Source organism: Streptomyces sp. NPDC006743 (genome assembly GCF_040703815.1).
Taxonomy (GTDB): domain Bacteria; phylum Actinomycetota; class Actinomycetes; order Streptomycetales; family Streptomycetaceae; genus Streptomyces.
The window spans coordinates 34,312-50,950 of the sequence record NZ_JBEYJA010000025.1; the positions used below are offsets into that span (position 1 = coordinate 34,312).

The 16,639-nt window shown below is 74.0% G+C and carries 17 protein-coding genes; 8 read left to right on the top strand and 9 right to left on the bottom strand.

Annotation, left to right across the window (positions count from 1 at the left end):
- Positions 1–81: 81 nt before the first annotated feature.
- From ABZ719_RS21105 to ABZ719_RS21115, 3 genes are all read right to left on the bottom strand, one after another.
- The gene (locus tag ABZ719_RS21105) at positions 82–687 is read right to left on the bottom strand and encodes a hypothetical protein (protein ID WP_366726711.1); all 606 of its coding nucleotides are present in this window, start codon (positions 685–687) and stop codon (positions 82–84) included.
- A 166-nt stretch (positions 688–853) separates the two neighbouring features.
- On the bottom strand, positions 854–1,678 hold the full coding sequence (locus ABZ719_RS21110) for an MOSC N-terminal beta barrel domain-containing protein (RefSeq protein ID WP_366726712.1): 825 nt from the start codon (positions 1,676–1,678) through the stop codon (positions 854–856).
- 48 nt (positions 1,679–1,726) lie between these two features.
- Entirely contained in the window at positions 1,727–2,167 is a 441-nt protein-coding gene (locus tag ABZ719_RS21115; protein WP_366726713.1) for a DUF6643 family protein, read from the bottom strand.
- A 291-nt stretch (positions 2,168–2,458) separates the two neighbouring features.
- On the opposite strand from ABZ719_RS21115, the gene ABZ719_RS21120 reads away from it, so the two are divergent.
- The gene (locus ABZ719_RS21120; protein ID WP_366726714.1) at positions 2,459–3,826 is read left to right on the top strand and encodes a TerD family protein; all 1,368 of its coding nucleotides are present in this window, start codon (positions 2,459–2,461) and stop codon (positions 3,824–3,826) included.
- Positions 3,827–3,842: 16 nt separating this feature from the next.
- Here the strand turns inward: ABZ719_RS21120 and ABZ719_RS21125 are convergent, their stop codons facing one another.
- On the bottom strand, positions 3,843–5,024 hold the full coding sequence (locus ABZ719_RS21125; RefSeq protein WP_366726715.1) for a glycosyltransferase: 1,182 nt from the start codon (positions 5,022–5,024) through the stop codon (positions 3,843–3,845).
- Positions 5,025–5,081: 57 nt separating this feature from the next.
- Here ABZ719_RS21125 and ABZ719_RS21130 point away from each other — a divergent pair, with 57 nt between their 5' ends.
- The 6 genes from ABZ719_RS21130 to ABZ719_RS21155 all read left to right on the top strand — a co-directional run bounded on the left by ABZ719_RS21130 (position 5,082) and on the right by ABZ719_RS21155 (position 11,930).
- Positions 5,082–5,867: an aspartate/glutamate racemase family protein gene (locus tag ABZ719_RS21130; protein WP_366726716.1), complete on the top strand. Its 786-nt coding sequence runs from the start codon at positions 5,082–5,084 to the stop codon at positions 5,865–5,867.
- A gap of 105 nt (positions 5,868–5,972) precedes the next feature.
- Positions 5,973–6,515, top strand: coding sequence for a hypothetical protein (locus tag ABZ719_RS21135; RefSeq protein WP_366726717.1), 543 nt, complete (start codon positions 5,973–5,975; stop codon positions 6,513–6,515).
- Positions 6,516–6,860: 345 nt separating this feature from the next.
- A complete protein-coding gene (gene lnt, locus ABZ719_RS21140; RefSeq protein WP_366726718.1) occupies positions 6,861–8,471 on the top strand; it encodes an apolipoprotein N-acyltransferase in 1,611 nt (536 codons plus the stop codon).
- 77 nt (positions 8,472–8,548) lie between these two features.
- On the top strand, positions 8,549–9,028 hold the full coding sequence (locus ABZ719_RS21145; protein WP_366726719.1) for an NUDIX domain-containing protein: 480 nt from the start codon (positions 8,549–8,551) through the stop codon (positions 9,026–9,028).
- A gap of 54 nt (positions 9,029–9,082) precedes the next feature.
- Positions 9,083–9,883 (top strand): 3-hydroxybutyrate dehydrogenase, encoded by an 801-nt coding sequence (locus ABZ719_RS21150; protein WP_366726720.1) that lies wholly within the window; start codon positions 9,083–9,085, stop codon positions 9,881–9,883.
- Positions 9,884–9,959: 76 nt separating this feature from the next.
- The gene (locus ABZ719_RS21155; RefSeq protein ID WP_366726721.1) at positions 9,960–11,930 is read left to right on the top strand and encodes a GAF domain-containing protein; all 1,971 of its coding nucleotides are present in this window, start codon (positions 9,960–9,962) and stop codon (positions 11,928–11,930) included.
- 254 nt (positions 11,931–12,184) lie between these two features.
- Here the strand turns inward: ABZ719_RS21155 and crcB (ABZ719_RS21160) are convergent, their stop codons facing one another.
- The 4 genes from crcB (ABZ719_RS21160) to ABZ719_RS21175 form a co-directional block, all read right to left on the bottom strand.
- On the bottom strand, positions 12,185–12,559 hold the full coding sequence (crcB, locus tag ABZ719_RS21160) for a fluoride efflux transporter CrcB (RefSeq protein ID WP_366726722.1): 375 nt from the start codon (positions 12,557–12,559) through the stop codon (positions 12,185–12,187).
- Positions 12,556–12,906: a DUF190 domain-containing protein gene (locus tag ABZ719_RS21165; RefSeq protein ID WP_366726723.1), complete on the bottom strand. Its 351-nt coding sequence runs from the start codon at positions 12,904–12,906 to the stop codon at positions 12,556–12,558. Before ABZ719_RS21165 ends, crcB (ABZ719_RS21160) begins: the two co-directional genes overlap by 4 nt.
- Positions 12,903–13,388 carry a fluoride efflux transporter CrcB gene (crcB, locus tag ABZ719_RS21170; protein ID WP_366726724.1) on the bottom strand — a complete coding sequence of 162 codons (486 nt, stop codon included), beginning with the start codon at positions 13,386–13,388 and terminating at the stop codon, positions 12,903–12,905. The genes ABZ719_RS21165 and crcB (ABZ719_RS21170) overlap by 4 nt, the downstream gene beginning before the upstream one ends.
- Before the next feature lie 379 nt (positions 13,389–13,767).
- A complete protein-coding gene (locus tag ABZ719_RS21175) occupies positions 13,768–14,313 on the bottom strand; it encodes a GNAT family N-acetyltransferase (protein ID WP_366726725.1) in 546 nt (181 codons plus the stop codon).
- A gap of 75 nt (positions 14,314–14,388) precedes the next feature.
- On the opposite strand from ABZ719_RS21175, the gene ABZ719_RS21180 reads away from it, so the two are divergent.
- Entirely contained in the window at positions 14,389–14,967 is a 579-nt protein-coding gene (locus ABZ719_RS21180) for a TetR family transcriptional regulator (protein ID WP_366726726.1), read from the top strand.
- 448 nt (positions 14,968–15,415) lie between these two features.
- Here ABZ719_RS21180 and ABZ719_RS21185 read toward each other — a convergent pair whose 3' ends face one another.
- Positions 15,416–16,639 (bottom strand): acyl-CoA dehydrogenase family protein, encoded by a 1,224-nt coding sequence (locus ABZ719_RS21185; RefSeq protein WP_366726727.1) that lies wholly within the window; start codon positions 16,637–16,639, stop codon positions 15,416–15,418.

A 16,639-nucleotide genomic window follows, 5' to 3' on the forward strand; every position in this document is an offset into this window, starting at 1 on the left:
CGGCCGGTCCACCGTAGCGCGTGCGTGGAGGGTCGGTTGACCGGAGCGGGCAGGCCGGCGGCAGCCGGAGCCGGGAGGGCGTCAGCTGCCGGTGCCGGTGCGGCCCCAGTCCGGACCGGCGCGGTCCCAGGCCTGGTCCCAGCGCGCGTACCTGCGGCGGACCAGGCGCCACAGGACCAGTCTGCGTATCCCCTCGGTCAGGCCCGCCGCCACCAGGGCCGTACCGAGGCCGGCCAGCACCGCGTGCGTGGTGGCGGTGGTGGGGTCCAGGGGGCGGGGCACGGTCCGTCCGTGCGCGTCGGTCCACAGGGTGAAGCGGTCGCCGGGGTGCGGGCTCTTGAGATCGGTGGTGACCCGGCCGTGCCGGTGGACGCCGTCCGGTCCGGTCCAGTCGGCGACGACACGGCTGCGGACGTCCCGGCCGGTCGCGATCTCCGGGTCGGGGACCGGTGCGGACGCGGTCAGTCTCCCTACGACGGTGGCCGGGACCGGATGCCGCGCGTGGCGCTGCTCGCGCACCGACTGCTGGAGCGCGTCCTGGGTGACCGTACCGACGAGGGAACCGAGGGCCGGGGCGGCGACCAGGATCAGGAACAGGGCGGCCAACGCCACCCATGACTCGACCAGATCGGTCGTGCGCCGCAGCGGATTGTGCCGCCAGCGCCAGAGCCCGCTGATTGCCCGCACTCTTCCGCACCCCCTTCCCGCTCCGTGATAACCCCCCGCGGAGCCGTGCATCCGGGAAGCCGCTCGAAGAGAGAGGGAAATCACCTCCGACCGGCCACTCTCATGAATCTCTCACGGAACCCCAACGAGCGGACCGCGGCCACGGGTTCCCGGGAAGGGGCGGGTCTCACTCGAGGATCGTGAGCGGGTCGCCGACGCGGAGGGTGCCCCGTGACTCGGGCACCAGGTTCTGCCCGAAGACCAGGGAGCCGCCGAAGCGCCGGTGGCGGCCGAGGGTGCGCAGGGGTTCCTTGCCGCGTTCACCGGTGGTCTGGTCGGTGGTGGTGACCAGGCACCGGCCGCACGGCTTGGCGACCCGGAAGGTGACCTCTCCGATCGCGATCCGCTGCCAGTCGTCCTCCGCCCAGGCGGCAGTGCCGCTCACCACGACGCTCGGGCGGAACCGGTCCATCGGCACCGGGCCCTCGTCGGCGTGATCGCCCTGTGCGATCAGCGAGTTGAGGGAGTGGAGCGAGGAGAGCGAGGTGATCAGCAGCGGGAAGCCGTCGGCGAAGCTCACGGTCTCCCCGGGCCGCGCGAAGTCCGGGTCGACGGGCCGGCGGGTGGCGGGGTGGTCCATGTGCACCAGGCGCACCGCGGCCCCGACGAGGGCGCTGCACCAGGCGTCGGCGGCGGCACCGGCCCCGACGGCCTCCACCTTCTCGCCGAAGATGTCCACCGTCACGGTGGCCCCCGGCGGCGGCACGGGCACGGCGCACGGTTCGAGTCCGGGCGCGGACAGACGAAGGCCGCCGCCGGGTGACAACTCGGCGACGGCCGACGCGAGGTGCGGCTGCTGGCGCTGGGTGACGACCTTTCCCCCGTCGTCGGTCACGGCCCAGCGCCGGTCCCCGGCCAGCCCCCAGGGCTCCACAACGGCTTCTCCGAGCCCCACGGGCCGGAACGCCTTGACCGGATGGATGTGTATCGAGTGCAGTTCCGCATTCCCCATGACCTCATCCTGCCAGGCGGTTCGGACGGGCGGGGGAGGCGGAAAGGATCAGTAGCCGCGGTACTGCTGGTTGTTGTACGGGTCCTGGTACGGCGCCGCACCGGGCCGCGGGGCCGCGGGACGCATCGCCTCGTATCCCGTGCCGTTCGTCATGGGGCGCGGAAGCTGCTGCTGCGGGCCGGGATAACCGCGCGGGGCGGAGGCCTGCTGCGGGATGTAGGCGGTGGGCGCCTGCTGCACCGGGGCGGGCTGCGGCGGCTGCGGGTAGCCGTAGCCGGGCTGGGACGGGGCTGCCGGCAGGGCGGGCAGCGCCGAGGGAAGCGCGGGCAGGTGGCTTCCCGCGTGGTTTCCCGTGTCGTACGGCGCGGGAACCCGGATCGGAGCGATCTGCGGCGTGCCCCGCTCGGCGACGAGCGAGTCGTAGATCGGGGTGTCCGGGAAGGAGGCGGAGTAGTAGCCGCCACCATAAGTGGAGCGGGGGGAGGTCATGGCACATAAGTTAAGCCCACGATGTGCTGGTTGGGGAGACCGATAAGAGGGTTGTTTTCCGTGTCGGCGGTGACGCGGGATCCCCAATCCGAGCGAAGTTGACAAAAAGGGACGCCGCGGGGGGTTTGGATCGTGTAAGGAGCAGGGTTCTGGGGCGTTACGGGAGGCGCGCCGGGCCAGTTCCGCCGCTCCTCGTGAGAGTCCCGCCCCGCGGGCATAGGTTGGGCGGGGAGCGAGTCGACGCAGCGCCGGGATCGGGGAGATCGGCCCGGCCGAGGTGAGGGGGCGCACATGTCCATGCCGAAGGGATCGAACACGCCGGTGCCGACCACGGCCCTGCGTGTCGAGGTGGGCCGGCGGTCCGGTCCCGGCGTCCCCGACGTGGACGCCTCCGCCCTGCTGCTGGCGGGAAGCGGAAAAGTGCGCTCCGACGGGGACTTCGTCTTCTACAACCAGCCGGCCCACACCTCCGGCGCGGTGCGCCACGAGGGCAAGCGCGACCTCGCGGGACAGGCGACCGACACGCTCGTCGCCGACCTCGCGCGCGTGGAGGCGGCGATCGACCGGGTTGTGCTGGCCGCCTCGGCGGACGGCGGCACGTTCGGCCAGGTGCCCGGCCTCTACATCGAGGTGCGGGACGCCGCGGCGGACACCGTGGTCGCCCGCTTCGACAGCACCGGGGCGAGTGTCGAGACCGCCTTCGTGCTGGGCGAGTTCTACCGCCGCCAGGGCGCCTGGAAGTTCCGTGCCGTCGGCCAGGGCTACAGCAGCGGACTGGAGGGCCTGGCAACCGACTTCGGCATCACCGTGGACCAGCCCCAGCACGCCGCGCCGCCCCCGGCCCCGGCGGCGGCCCGCACCCCGCCCCCCTCTCAGCGGGCCGGAGGGGCCGCGGCCGGGGCGCCGGCCCCCGCCCCCGCCACACCGCCCCCCGCCGGCCCGCCGGTGCCCCTGCCGCCGCCCGTCACGGCCTCCGCGCCCGCGTTCCCGCCGCCCACCGCACCCCCGCCGCCCGCCCCCGTCCGCCTCACCAAGGTCACGCTCACCAAGGCGGCCCCTTCCGTCTCGCTGGCCAAGCAGGGCGGCACCTCGGGCGCGATGCGCGTGAACCTCAACTGGCAGGTGCGCAAACAGTTCACCGGCTGGGCCGGCAAACGCGGCCGGGCCGTAGCGACCCACGCCGACCTCGACCTCGACCTGTGCGCGCTGTACGAACTCGCCGACGGCCGCAAGGGCGTCGTCCAGGCCCTCGGCAACGCCTTCGGGGCCCTGCACCGGCCCCCCTACATCCACCTCGACGGCGACGACCGCACCGGCGCCCTGGCCACGGGCGAGAACCTCACCGTCAACCTCGACCACACGCACGACTTCCGGCGCATCCTCGTCTTCGTGACCATCTACGAGGGCGCCCGCTCCTTCGCCGACCTGCACGCCACGGTCACCCTCCAGCCGCAGCACGGAGCGGCGGTCGACTTCTCCCTGGACGAGTGCACGGTGCCCTCCACGGTGTGCGCGCTCGCACTGATCACCAACATCGGCGGCGACCTCGTCGTCCAGCGGGAGGCCCGCTACCTGGTCCCCGCGCGCGGGGTGAGTCCCCAGCGCACCATCGACCAGGCCTACGGGTGGGGCATGAACTGGACGCCCGGCCGCAAGTGAGCCTGCGGTCCGGTTCTCAGCCCTCCTCGGGCGCGGCGTCCGGACGCGTGTAGGTGCGGCCCTTCCAGGCCGCGCCCCGGCCCCGGTAGTGCTGCACCGCCGAGTCCACCGTCATCAGCAGGTACAGGAACGCCGTGAACGGCAGCAGCGGGGCGAGCCACAGCGGCTGGCGGTAGTAGCGCACCATCGGCACGTACGTCGCCGCCATCACCAGCCACGCCGCGCCGCCGGCCAGTGCCGTCGCGGCGCCGCCCCCGGCGAGCCCCGCCACCAGCGCCACCGGGGGCACCAGGTACACCAGCGCCAGTCCGGCGACCGTCCCGGCCAGCAGCAGCGGGTTGTGCCGCAACTGCGCGTACGCGCTGCGCGAGACCATCCGCCACAGGTCGTACAGGCGCGGATACGGACGCACGCTGTCCACCCGCTCGGCGAGCCCCAGCCAGATGTGCCCGCCCCCGCCCTTCACCGCCCGGGCGAGCGCCACGTCGTCGATCACCGCGTGCCGGATCGCGTCCGGGATCCGTGCCCGCTCGGCCGCCTCGGCGCGCAGCAGCACACAGCCGCCCGCGGCCGCCGCCGTCCGCCCGCCCCGCCGCCCGATCCACCGGAACGGGTACAACTGTGCGAAGAAGTAGACGAACGCCGGGACGACGAGCCGTTCCCACAGGCTCTCCACCCGCAGCCGCGCCATCTGCGAGACGACGTCGAACCCCCCGGTGCGCGCCGCCGCGACCAGCCGCCGCAGGCTGTCCGGCGCGTGCGCGATGTCCGCGTCCGTCAGGAGCAGGTACTCGGGGTCACGCGCGCGTGCCAGCGCGATGCCGTGCCGTACGGCCCACAGCTTGCCGGTCCACCCCTGCGGCGGCTCGCCCGGCGAGCCGACCGTCAGCGGCAGCCCACCGCCGCGCCGCGCCAGTTCCCGGGCCAGTTCACCGGTGCCGTCCGAGCTGCCGTCGTCGATCAGGAAGACCTCGGCGCGCCCCGGGTAGTCCTGCGCGAGCAGCGAGGGCAGACTCTCGCCCAGGACGGCGGCCTCGTCCCGCGCGGGGACCACGACGCACACGGCGGGCCAGTCGTCGGGCGCCGGCTCCGTCCGCGGCGGCAGTCTCACGTCCGTACGCCAGAAGAACCCCTGGCCGAGCAGCAGCCACAACCAGGCGGCGAGTGATCCGACGGCGGTCCACATGATCACGCTCACCCCCGCAGTCTGCCCCACCCGGACGGCCGGTTCGAGGGGATCGTCTATCGTGGCCGGGTGAAGATCGCGCTCATGGACTCCGGGATCGGGCTGCTGGCGGCCACCGCCGCGGTACGGCGCCTGCGGCCCGACGCAGATCTCGTGCTGTCCCTCGACCCCGCCGGGATGCCCTGGGGACCCCGCACCCCGCAGGACCTCACCGCGCGGGCCGTCGCCGTCGCCGAGGCCGCCGCCGCGTACGGGCCCGACGCCCTGATCGTCGGCTGCAACACCGCGACCGTGCACGCGCTGACGGCCCTGCGCGACCTCCTGGAGCCGGACGTTCCGGTCATCGGCACCGTCCCCGCCATCAAGCCCGCCGCCGCGGGCGGCGGCCCGGTCGCCATCTGGGCGACGCCCGCCACCACCGGCAGCCCCTACCAGCGGGGCCTGATCCGCGACTTCGCCGACGGCGTGCCGGTCACCGAGGTGCCCTGCTGGGGACTGGCCGAGGCCGTCGAGCACGCCGACCAGGCGGCGATCGACGAGGCCGTCACGGCCGCCGCCGCGCTGACCCCCGAGGACGTGACGACCGTCGTCCTGGGCTGCACCCATTACGAACTCGTCGCCGAGCGCATCCGTTCGGCCGTACAGCGGCCGGCACACCCGCCGCTGGTCCTGCACGGCTCGGCGGGCGCCGTCGCGGCCCAGGCACTGCGCCGGATCGGCGCCGGCCCAGAGCCCCGGGCGTCGGCCGAGGGCACGGTGACGGTCCTGCTCAACGGCGAGGAGGGCGCCCTGCCCGCGCCGGCCCTGGCCTACGCGGAGGGCCGCCTCCTCGAAGCGGTCTCGCCCGCCCGCTGACGGCCGCCCGCGCGAGGGGGCCGGGGTTCCCGGGTGCCGGGGCGCGGGACACTCCCCGTGTGCGACGCGCTACCCACGCGGCGAAACCTGAGTAACCTCATTGCCATGAGGGACCACTCCCGCGTCGAGAACGGCCCGCATCCCGAGGTGTGGACGGGGCGGGCCACCAACCGGTTCCAGTGGGTGCTGGCGCTCGTCGGCGCCGCCTGCCTCGCGCTCGGAATCGAACTGGCCGTCGACTCCGCCTGGAGTTCCGGGGTCCCCGCGCTGGTGATGTCCGTCGTGGGCTGCATCGCGGCCGGGCTGCTGGTGCTCTTCGGCACCCTCGCCTTCGTCCACGTCGCACTGAGGGTCGACAAGGAGTCCCTGGAGGTGCGCTGCGGCCACATCGGGCTGCCGCGCCGCCGCATCCCGCTGGCCCATGTCACGGACGCCGAGTTCGCACCGCACGTCACTCCGCGCCACTGGGGCGGCTGGGGCTACCGCTGGCGCCCCGAGAAGGGGACCGCGGTGGTCGTCCGGCGCGGCGAGGGCATCGTGCTGCGCCTGTGGGACGGCCACACCTTCACGATCACCGTCGACAACGCGGAGTCGGCGGTCCGCGTGATCAGGGACCGGCTGCGTCCGCCGACACCGGGACGCGCCTAGGGCGTGTTTCCAAAGTCCCGCCTGCCCCGCGGCGCCTGGCACGCGCGCTCGCCGCGTTGTCGGGATCGTCCACGTACACCCAGGACGAGGACGACCCTCCGCCTTGCGATCACACGCACCAGACGCCGCGGGGCCCGCCCTTCGGGCGGACGGCGCCACTTTCGAAACACCCCCTAGCCGTCACGGCCCGCGGCCGCTGCCGGCGCCGGGCACGCTCGAGGAGAGCGGCGAGGGGACGCTGCCGGCCGTCGGTGTCGCGGTGTGCCGCCCCGGGCCTGCCGCCCGGCGTCCGAGGCCCGCGAACAGCGCTGTCGAGGGGCAGGTCAGCCGCCGTACACTCCCGGGGTGACCGTCACCGCAACTTCCGTCGACGAGTCGGACCGGCTGCACCCGCCCTCCGCCCGCGCCCCCTGGGCCGCGAGACTCGTACGACTCGTGCCCGCCGCAGTGGCGGCCCTGTCCGGCCTCCTGCTCTACGTCAGCTTCCCGCCCCGCACCCTGTGGTGGCTGGCCCTGCCGGCGTTCGCCGGGTTCGGCTGGGTGCTGCGCGGCCGTCGCTGGAAGGCCGCGCTCGGCCTGGGCTACCTCTTCGGCCTCGGTTTCCTGCTGCCCCTGCTGGTGTGGACGGGTGTGGAGGTCGGCCCCGGACCCTGGCTGGCGCTGGTCGCGGCGGAGGCGCTCTTCGTGGCCCTGGTGGGTGTGGGTGTCGCGGCGGTCTCGAAGCTGCCCGCCTGGCCGGTGTGGGCGGCGGCCCTGTGGATCGCCGGTGAGGCGGCACGCGCGCGTGTGCCCTTCCACGGGTTCCCCTGGGGCAAGATCGCCTTCGGCCAGGCGGACGGGGTGTTCCTGCCGCTGGCCGCGGTCGGCGGCACACCGGTGCTCGGCTTCGCGGTGGTCCTGTGCGGCTTCGGCCTCCACGAGGCCGTACGCCTGGTGGTCGAAGGACGGCGGACCCGGACGGTGCGCCGCCCCGCCGCGGCCGTCGCGCTGCTGAGCGTGGTCCTGCCGGTCGTGGGCGCGTTGGCCGCCCGCACCCTGGTGAGCGACAAGGCGGAGAACGGTACGGTCACCGTCGCCGTCATCCAGGGCAACGTGCCGCGCTCGGGTCTGGAGTTCAACGCCCAGCGCCGCGCGGTGCTCGACTACCACGCGCGGGAGACCGAACGACTGGCGGCGGACGTGAAGGCGGGCCGGGCCCCGCGGCCCGACGTCGTGCTCTGGCCGGAGAACTCCTCCGACATCGATCCGTTCGCCTACCTCGACGCGCGCATGGTGATCGACCAGGCGGCCCAGGCCATAGGCGCCCCGATCTCGGTCGGCAGCGTCGTGGAACGCGACGGCGAACTGCTGAACGAACAGATCCTGTGGGACCCGGTCAAGGGGCCCCTGCAGACCTACGACAAACGGCAGATCCAGCCGTTCGGCGAGTACCTTCCGCTGCGCTCGCTGCTCGGCGCGATCAACGAGAACTGGACCTCGATGGTCCGCCAGGACTTCAGCCGGGGCACGAAGCCCGGCGTGTTCAGCGTGGCCGGCACCCGGATCGGCCTGGCCACCTGCTACGAGGCCGCCTTCGACTGGGCCGTGCGCGACACCGTCACCCACGGCGCGCAGATGATCTCCGTGCCGAGCAACAACGCGACCTTCGACCGCAGCGAGATGACCTACCAGCAACTGGCCATGTCCCGCGTCCGCGCGGTCGAGCACAGCCGCACCGTCACCGTTCCGGTGACCAGCGGCGTCAGCGCGGTCATCATGCCCGACGGGCGCATCACCCAGAGGACCGGCATGTTCGTCCCGGGCCACCTGGTCCAGAAGGTCCCGCTGCGCTCCTCGCGCACGCCCGCGACCGAGCTGGGCGTGCTGCCGGAGATCGCCCTCGTGCTGATCGCGGCCGGCGGCCTGGGCTGGGCGATCGGCGCCGGCGTGCGCGGCCGGCGCGCCCGGGCGGCGTGACCGTACGCCGCACGGACGCCCCCGCACACCCTCTGTCCACCGGCTGACCGGCGGTACCGGCCCGTTAGGGTCGGTCCATGGCCACTCCTGACTTCATCCGTACGATCCGGGCCGCCGCGGGCAACCAGTTGCTGTGGCTCCCCGGGGTCACCGCCCTCGTCTTCGACGACGAGGGCAGAGTCCTGCTGGGGCGCCGCTCCGACACCGGCAAGTGGGCGGTGATCGGCGGCATCCCCGAGCCCGGTGAGCAGCCCGCCGCCTGCGCGGTGCGCGAGGTGTACGAGGAGACCGCCGTACGCTGCGTCACCGAGCGAGTGGTCCTCGTCCAGGCGCTGGAGCCCATCACCTACGCGAACGGCGACGTCTGTCAGTACATGGACATCACCTTCCGCTGCCGTGCCGTGGGCGGCGAGGCGCGGGTCAACGACGACGAGTCGCTGGAGGTCGGATGGTTCCCCGTGGACGCGCTGCCCGCCCTGAACGAGTTCGCGCTGTTCCGGATCAAGCAGGCCCTGTCCGACGCCCCCACGTGGTTCGAGCCTATCGATCTTGACTGAAGTATGGGTTGTGCCCATATGGGGTGGGGTGCGGGCGCTGCCTATGGTCGAGGCATGACCTCGCCCAGCCCGTACCCCGCACCTCAAGGCTCCCCGCTCGACCTCGCCGGTCGCACCGCGCTCGTCACGGGCGCGGCCGGCGGCATCGGCCGCGCCTGCGCACTCCGGCTGGCCGCGGCGGGAGCCGAGGTCAGAGCGGTCGACCGGGACGCGGCGGGCCTGGCCGCGCTCGCCGAAGGCGCCGGCTCCCTCGCCGGCACCCTGGAGACCCAGGTCCTCGACCTCACCGACCTGGACGCCGCCGAGCGGACGGCCGCCGGCACCGACGTGCTCGTCAACAACGCCGGGATCCAGCTGGTACGCCCCATCGAGGAGTTCCCGCCCGAGGTCTTCCACACGGTACTGACCGTGATGCTCGAAGCGCCCTTCCGGCTCATCCGCGGTGCCCTGCCGCACATGTACGCACAGGGCTGGGGCCGGATCGTCAACATCTCCTCGGTGCACGGGCTGCGGGCCTCCGCCTACAAGTCGGCGTACGTGGCGGCCAAGCACGGCCTGGAGGGCCTGTCCAAGACGACCGCCCTGGAAGGCGCGCCGCACGGCGTCACCTCCAACTGCGTCAACCCCGCCTACGTCCGCACCCCCCTCGTCGAGCAGCAGCTCGCCGACCAGGCACAGGCCCACGGCGTCCCCGAGGAGCGGGTCCTGTCCGAGGTGCTGCTGCAGGACAGCGCCCTCAAACGCCTGATCGAACCGGAGGAGGTGGCCGAGGCCGTGGCGTACCTCTGCGGTCCGCACGCCTCCTTCGTCACGGGCACCTCGCTGGTGCTCGACGGCGGCTGGACCGCCCACTGACCTGCGCCGTCGCCGCCCGCAGCGGAGTTTTCCACAGGGCTCGGCGGACGTCGCCCCGATACGGGATCCTGTCCGCATGCCCAGCGATCACGTGCAGTCCGTCCGGCGCCCCGCCCCCGGTGCGGAGACGCCCGCCGGCGGTGGCGCCGCCCCGCCGGACGGCGGTGCCGAGGCCCCGTTCCTCGAACTGCTGGCCCGGGGCGCGCCCGCCGCCGCCTTCGAACAGCCGGTCCAGCTCGCCCGTGCCGGGAACCGGCCCGCCGAGCGGGTCGCCGCGCTCGAACACGCCAGGCTGCTCGCCCTGCGCGTCCGCGCGGAACTGGAGGGACGCAGACGCCGCGAGGCGGAGCTGTCGGCGCTGTTCGAGACCGCCCACGACCTGGCGGGCCTGCGGGACCTGGACGCGGTGCTGCCCGCCATCGTGCAGCGGGCCCGCTCCCTCCTCGGCACCGACGTCGCCTACCTCACGCTGAACGACCCGGCACGCGGCGACACCTACATGCGGGTCACCGAGGGATCGGTGGCGGCCCGCTTCCAGCAGTTGCGCCTGGGGATGGGGGAGGGGCTGGGCGGCCTCGTCGCGCAGACGGCCCGGCCGTACGTCACCGACGACTACTTCAAGGACGCCCGTTTCCAGCACACCGGCACCATCGACGAGGGCGTGCAGGACGAGGGGCTGGTCGCCATCCTCGGCGTGCCGCTCATGCTCGGGGCGCAGGTCATCGGCGTCCTCTTCGCGGCCGACCGGCGGGCCCGGGTGTTCGAACGCGAACAGATCGCCCTGCTCGGCTCCTTCGCGGCCCTCGCCGCCGCCGCCATCGACAGCGCCCACCTGCTCACCGAGACCCGCACGGCCCTGGCCCGGCTCGAACGCGCCAACGAGATCATCCGCGACCGCAGCGCGGTCATCGAGCGCGCCTCCGACGTCCACGACCGCCTCGCCGAACTGGTCCTGCGCGGCGGCCAGGTCCACGACGTGGCGGCCGCCGTCTCCCAGGTCCTCGCCGGCACGGTCGAGTTCACCGAGGCCGCCGCCGCGCCCGCCGGGCCGCTGGAGGCCTCCCGAGCCGAAGGACACGCCGTGCGCCACGGCGACGACTGGGTGGCGGCCGTCACCGCCGGCGGCGAACTCCTCGGCGCGCTCGTGCTGCGCGGGCACGGTCACCTCGACCCGGTGGACCAGCGCACCCTCGAGCGCGCGGCGATGGTCACCTCACTGCTGCTGCTGGCCAGACGCTCGGCCGCGGAGGCCGAGCAGCGCGTCCGCGGCGAACTCCTCGACGACCTCCTGGACGCCCGCGACCGCGACCCGCGCCTGCTGCGCGAGCGCGCCACGCGGCTGAGTGCCGACCTCGACGCCACCCACGTCGTGCTCGCCGCCCGCCTCGACGCCCCGGCCGCCGACGCCGGCCAGGCGGCCGACGCCCGGCGCCGCCTGTGGTCGGCGGCCTCCCACCTGGCCGCCACCCGGCAGGGCCTGGCATCCGCCCGTGACGGCGGTACGGTCCTGCTGCTCCCCCTCCGGCGCGGCTGCACCGCGACGGAACTGGCCCGCCAGAGCGCCCGTCACCTGGGCGCCGCCGTGCACGAGGCGGTCACCGTCGGCGCCTCCGCCCCTGCCGGCGACCTGGCCGCCCGGCCCGGCACCGCCACCGCCGCCTACGCGGAGGCGCGGCGCTGCCTGGAGGTGCTGCGGCTGCTCGGGCGCACCGGGGACGGCGCCGCCGCCGAGGATTTCGGCTTCCTCGGCCTGCTCCTGGCCGGCGAGCGGGACATCGCCGGGTTCGTGGAGCGCACCATCGGCCGTGTCATGGCCTACGACGAGCAGCGCGGCACCGACCTCATACGCACCCTGGAGGCGTACTTCGCCTGCGGCATGAGCCCGGTCCGCACCAAGGACGAGCTGCACGTCCATGTCAACACCGTGGCCCAGCGCCTGGAGCGCGTCGGCCGCCTGCTCGGCGGCGACTGGCAGACACCCGCGCGCGTCCTGGAGATCCAGCTCGCCCTGCGCCTGCACCGACTCGCGTCGCCCGCCCCGCGGTGACCCGGTGGCGCAGGACGCCGCCCCGGGAACAGGCCCAGCTCACGCATCGGCCTCCGAGCGGGTCGAGCCGGGCGGCCCGGCGCGTCAGGCGATCGTGCGCTGCGACAGCGGCGGCGAGGGAAGGGTCGTCGGTGACGGCAGTGACGGCAGTGACGGCGGTGGTGACGGCGGTGACGGTGGTGACGGCGATGCGGACGAATCCGGCGCCCGGCGCGGCGGCGGCGGCGCCGCGCTCCGGCTGTCGTGCCTGGCCGTCACGCCCAGACCGACTGGGCGACGGCCGCCCCCGTGAACGCCGCGCCGAGACCGCCGACGACGCCGGCGACCGCGTTGGCCGCCGCGAAGAAGCGGGCGCCCTCCTCGGCCAGCCGCAGGGTCTCGTAGGAGAAGGTCGAGTAGGTGGTGAGCGCCCCGCACAGGCCGGTGCCCAGCAGCAGCTGGACGTCGGAGGAGGCGCCCCCCGCGAGGACCGCACCGGTGATCAGACCGAGGGCGAGACAGCCGGTCATGTTGACGGTGAAGGTGCCCCAGGGGAAGACGCTGTCGTGCCTGGACTGCACCGCGCGGTCGGTCAGGTAGCGCAGCGGCGCACCGACCATGGCGCCGAGGACGACGAGCAGCCAGTTCACGTGTTCTCCCGGTGCCGTCCGACGTACCTGATGACCTCGCACCCGTCGAGGATCACCAGACCCTCGGTGACCAGTTCGTCGAGTTGCGGGAGGAAGGCGCGGACGCGGTCCTCGGTGTCCACGATGACGATGGCCACCGGCAGGTCCTCGCTCAGCGACAGCAGCCGCGAGGTGTGGATGAGCGAGGAGGCGCCGAACCCCTCGATGCCGCGGAAGACCGAGGCGCCGGCCAGGCCCGCCCGGTGCGCGCGGTGGACGATCTCGGAGTAGAGGGGTTTGCGGTGCCAGGTGTCGTTCTCGCCGATGAAGATCGTCACCCGTAGCGCGGTTCCGGTGAGCCGGGTCATCGCTTCCTCCGCTCGATCACGCGGCGGGTCAGGTTCGCCGTGGTCCACACGGCCGCCAGCGCCGCGAGCAGGGTGGCGGCCAGGTAGGCGAGGCCCGTGGTGGCGCGGCCCTGGTCGACGAGCCGCTGGATGTCCACGGCGTACGTGGAGAAGGTGGTGAAGCCGCCCAGGACGCCGGTGCCGAAGAACGGCCGGACCAGCCGGTGGGCGGCCCAGACGTCGGTGATGACCACCATGAAGACGCCGATGACGCCGCAGCCGATCACGTTGACGAGGAACGTCGTCAGAGGGAACGTGCCGGCGGCGGTCGGCCACAGCAGCGAGGCCCCGTAGCGGGCCACCGCTCCGACGGCGCCGCCCGCCGAGACGACGGCCACGACCGGCCCCTGCCCGGCGAGCAGCTCGCGCCGCCCGGCGGGGCCGCGCGGTTCGACGTCGGGGTCGACGGGTTCGCCTAGCACCTGGGGTCGGGCCTCTCCCATGCGGCAGTACTCCTACTCGGACAGCGCCCGGTGCTTCCTCGGGCGCACGCGTGTCGCAAGCAGGGACCGTTGGCGGCGTCGTCGCCGCGGTTGGGTGCGGCGGGCCCCACCGCCGCGCGGCGCACCCGAGCACGTCCGGTCGTCGCCGCCCGGCCAGCCTACCGTGTGCGCCGGGCCGCTTCACCGGCGGCGTCCGGGAGCGGGCACCTCAGCCGGCCGGGCAGTTCCTGGAGGTGAACCGCGACCGGTCCCGCGCGGACGCGGTCCAGCGGGACGCGGTGCACGTGACACCTGACGCCCGACTGCTGTCCTTCTGACGGCTGGGACCTGTCACCTGACGACTGACCTCCTGCCGCCCGACGCACCGCGCTCCGGCGCTCTACGGTCGGACGGCCGCCACCGGGGACGCGGTGGGCCGGGTGAGGTCGAGGGTCCAGTTCTGGCCGACGAGATCATGGCCGAAACTGTGGTGCGGCTCCTCCTCGGCGAGGACGAACCCGAAGGCGCGGTAGATCCTGCGCGCGGCGACCAGCACGTCGTTGGTCCACAGCGTCACCTGCTCGTAGCCGGCCTCCCGGGCGAAGGCCAGACACGTCTCGACGAGCCGGCTGCCCACGCCGAGACCGCGGGCGGCCGGGGTGACGAGCAGGATGCGCAGCCTGGCCACCGCCGGGGTGTCGCCGGCCACCAGGAAGACGCACCCGACGCGTTCGCCGTCCGCCTCGGCGATCCAGCCGGCCTCCCTGACGGGGTCGTGGCCGGCCGCGTACCGCGCGACGATCCCCGCGACCAGCGCCTCGAACTCGGTGTTCCAGCCGAACTGCCGGTCGTACTCCTCGCCGTGGGCCATCACCACCCAGCCCAGGTCGCCGGGACGGTCGGCGCGGCGCACGGTGAACCGCGGCCGGTGCTCCTGCTGTGACATGGCCTGTTCTCCCGGTGGTTCGGCTGTCCGCTCGGCGCACTGACACGACTGTTTCAGTAACGCTAGGCTAGCTCCATGTCCCAGCGAGCGGGAGCCCCCTCCGCACGGCAGACCGAGCTGCTCGAAGCCGCCTACCGGTACGTGCTCGCCCACGGCCTGGCCGGCCTCTCCCTGCGCCCGCTGGCCACGGCCATCGGCTCCAGCCCCCGGGTGCTGCTGTTCCTGTTCGGCACCAAGGAGGGTCTGGTGCGGGCGCTGCTGGCGCGCGCCCGCGCCGATGAACTCGCGCTCCTGGCGCACCTCACCCGGGCCGGCCGGCCCGTCGGGCTGGCCGACGCCGCCGAACGGGTCTGGGAGTGGCTCGCGGCCGCCGCACACCGTCCGCTGCTGCGGCTGTGGACCGAGGCGTACGCCCGTTCCCTCGTCGAGCCCGACGGAGCGTGGGCCGGGTTCGCCCGGGCCGCGGTCGAGGACTGGCTGGAGGTGCTGGCGGCCTGCCAGCCGCGGGCGGAGAGGGACGGCGCGGACGGCGCGAGCCGCCGCACTCTGGCCCTGGCCGTGCTCCGCGGGGCGCTCCTGGACCTCCTCGCCACCGACGACGAACCCCGGGTCACCGCGGCCGTGCGCCACCAGCTGGCCGTGCTGCGCGCATGAGAAGGCCGATGGGCCGCCGCCTTCGAGGACGGCGGCCCGTCGGCCGTGACGCCGTCGGCCGTAGCGCCGTCGGGCGCGGCCTGCGGCGGCCGGTGCGGACCGGCGGCTCACCCCGGCGCTGCGGGCCGGTGCCAGGGCGGGAACACGTACGCCCCACCCCGGCCGGCCGGCGGATGCCGTGGACCGGCCGGAGGCTGCCCGGCACCGGCCGGAGAATGCCGTGCCCCGGCCATCGACCGACTGCCGCCCTCGCCGGGGCCCGGCGGGACCGCCTACCGTCCCGTGGAGAACCGGCGAGCGCCCCCTACGGGACCCTGGGGGCTCCCCCTACGGGACAGAGGGGGCGCCTCACGCCGCCGGTCGGCCGGAGGCTGTCCGGCACCGGATCAAGCGCACCCGGTACCGCGCGCCCGTACGCACCTTCACCGCCCCGTCGTGGCCGAGTCGGTCACAGGTACTTCTTCAGCTCCCGGCGGGCGAGTGAGCGCTGGTGCACCTCGTCCGGGCCGTCGGCGAGCATCAGCGTGCGCGCGCCCGCGTACAGTTCGGCCAGGGGGAAGTCCTGGCTGACGCCGCCGGCGCCGTACAGCTGGATGGCCCGGTCCAGGATGGCGACCACCGCGCGCGGGGTGGCGATCTTGATGGCCTGGATCTCGGTGTGGGCGCCGCGGTTGCCGACCGTGTCCATCAGCCAGGCCGTCTTCAGCACCAGCAGCCTCAGCTGCTCCACCTGCACCCGGGCGTCCGCGATCCAGTTCTGCACCACGCCCTGCTGCGCCAGCGTCTTGCCGAACGCCGTACGGGACACCGCCCGCCGGCACATCAGCTCGATCGCCCGCTCGGCCATGCCGATCAGCCGCATGCAGTGGTGGATGCGGCCCGGACCCAGGCGGGCCTGGGCGATGGCGAAGCCGCCGCCCTCCTCACCGATGAGGTTGGACACCGGGACGCGCGCGTGGTCGAAGACCACCTCGGCGTGGCCGCCGTGGTAGTGGTCCTCGTACCCGAAGACCTGCATCGCGCGCTCGACCGTGACACCCGGCGTGTCGCGCGGCACGAGCACCATGGACTGCTGGCGCCGGATGTCCGCCCCGTCCGGGTCGGTCTTGCCCATCACGATGAAGATCCTGCAGTCGGGGTGCATGGCCCCGGAGATGTACCACTTGCGGCCGGTGATGACGTACTCGTCCGAGCCGTCCGTGGCCCGCTCGATGCGCGTCGTGATGTTGGTGGCGTCAGAGGAGGCCACCTCCGGCTCGGTCATCGCGAACGCCGAGCGGATCTCACCGGCGAGCAGCGGCTGGAGCCACTGCTTCTTCTGCCGCTCGTCGCCGAACTGGGCCAGCACCTCCATGTTGCCGGTGTCGGGCGCCGCGCAGTTGGTCGCCGTGGGCGCCAGTTGCGGGGAACGGCCCGTGATCTCGGCCAGCGGCGCGTACTGGAGGTTGGTCAGACCGGCACCGTGCTCGGCGTCCGGGAGGAACAGGTTCCACAGGCCCTGCCGGCGCGCCTCGGCCTTCAGTTCCTCCACCACCGGGGCGGTCTCCCACGGCGAGGCGAGGCGGGCGCGCTGCTCGTGCGCGATCTCCTCGGCCGGGTACACGTACTCGTCCATGAAGGCGAGCAGTTTGGCGCGCAGTTCCTCGGTGCGCGCGTCGAACGCGAAGTCCAT